Annotated in this window: 3 protein-coding genes; all 3 read left to right on the top strand. The window is 55.3% G+C overall.

What is annotated here, in order from left to right; all coding sequences use genetic code 11:
- A partial coding sequence (locus tag EJP87_RS16010) for a tyrosine-type recombinase/integrase (RefSeq protein ID WP_130472849.1) occupies positions 1-1,079 on the top strand: 1,079 nt, incomplete at its 5' end.
- Between the two features lie 3 nt (positions 1,080-1,082).
- Positions 1,083-1,295, top strand: a complete 213-nt coding sequence (locus tag EJP87_RS16005; RefSeq protein ID WP_130472848.1) for a hypothetical protein — start codon at positions 1,083-1,085, stop codon at positions 1,293-1,295.
- Complete coding sequence (locus EJP87_RS16000; RefSeq protein ID WP_130472847.1) at positions 1,279-1,545, top strand: type II toxin-antitoxin system RelE family toxin; 267 nt, start codon at positions 1,279-1,281, stop codon at positions 1,543-1,545. The genes EJP87_RS16005 and EJP87_RS16000 overlap by 17 nt, the downstream gene beginning before the upstream one ends.
- The last annotated feature ends 101 nt before the right edge of the window (positions 1,546-1,646 follow it).

The raw sequence follows: 1,646 nt of genomic DNA, 5'->3' as shown, positions 1-1,646 counted from the left end.
TGTTGACCCCGGAACAGGCACGAAAGGAGGCAATTGACCTGCTGGCAAAGGTAGCGAATGGAGAGGATCCGGCAGAAGAGAAGGCGGCAAGCAAGGCAATGCCAACCATGGCGGAACTATGCGACCTGTATATTCAGGAAGGCACCACGACGCAAAAGCCGTCTACCGTTGCCACAGATAGAGGGCGAATCTTGCGCCATGTCATCCCGTTGCTTGGGAGGAAACGCATTGATCAAATCACCCTGGCGGATATTGAGCGGTTTCGTGATGCGGTTGCCAGCGGTAAAACAGCGGCAGATATTAAAACCGGGGTTCGTGGTCGTGCTATTGTCACGGGTGGGGAAGGCACCGCCAACCGTACCCTGGAGTTGTTGAGCGGGATTTTTTCCTTTGCCTGTCGTCGGCACATACTGAGTAACAACCCCTGCCAGGGGGTAAAGAAATTTCGTCGTCAGACCATGGAACGCTTTTTGTCTGGGGAAGAGTTGGCGAGGCTTGGAGAAGCGATGCAGGAGGCCGAAAGCGAAGGGGTGAACCCTGTTGCTATCGCTGCCTTGCGTTTACTGCTGCTGACTGGCATGAGGCGGGGTGAGGTATTGACCCTGCAATGGTCTTTTGTGGATTTTGAATTGGGTTGTTTGCGGTTGCCCGATACCAAAACGGGTTCCAGAACTCTGCATATTGGAGCAGCGGCTATCGCGTTATTGGCGGGCTTGCCAAGAATCGAGGGCAATCCTTTTTGCTTCCCTGGATTGAATGAGGGGCGTTCCCTGGTCGGCCTTCCCAAAGTATGGCGCAAGATTCGCGACCGGGCCGGATTGTCTGAGGTGCGGATTCACGACACAAGACACGGGTTTGCCAGCGTAGGAGTTATCAGCGGTATGGGTTTGCCGATTGTCGGGGCTTTGTTGGGGCACAAGTCACCGACGATTACCGCAAGATATGCCCATTTAAGCGCAGACCCGCTAAAGGCGGCAGCGGATGCCATATCCGGCCAGATTGCTGCATCGTTGGACCGCAAGCCAGCGGCAGAGGTAGTGCCGATTCAACAGAAGAGAACTCGTATCCGGGGAGGTTGAGAAATGACCGTATTCGCGATGGATGCAGAAACCGAGGCACAATTGCGCAACATTGCGGCAGAGTTGCGCAAACCGGTTTCCGATTGCCTGAAAGAGGCCGTGCAACAGTTTATTGAGAACCGACAGGATTACCTGACGGCAGCTTCAGCCGTGGCTCGAAACGAACCAGCCATCACCCTGGACGAAATGGAGCGACGCCTTGGCATGGGTAGTTGAAATTCGGGAAACGGCAGAGAGACAGATTGTCCGCTTGGGATCCGTGGACAAAATGCGCATCATGCGCTTTCTGCGTGAACGCATCCATGGCACCGATGACCCCCGATCCCTGGGACATTCCCTAAAAGGGGAGCTTGCAGGACTATGGCGGTACAGAGTTGGCGACTGCCGCATCCTGTGTCATCTGCGCGACGAGGTGGTCACGGTTGTTGTCCTGGAAATAGGCCACCGCCGCGAGGTGTACAGATAGCAAAATTCCACCGACACACGGTGGACAGAATGCCCGGCCTACATCGGCCAATGGAAAAGGGGGAAACCTTCAACCCCCTGGCCGGGCAACTTCATTGAAGG

Origin of the sequence: Candidatus Magnetaquicoccus inordinatus, assembly GCF_004217665.1 — a bacterium.
GTDB classification, from domain to species: domain Bacteria; phylum Pseudomonadota; class Magnetococcia; order Magnetococcales; family Magnetaquicoccaceae; genus Magnetaquicoccus; species Magnetaquicoccus inordinatus.
The sequence above is the reverse complement of the archived record's forward strand: the minus strand, read 5'-3'. Positions and strand labels throughout refer to the sequence as shown.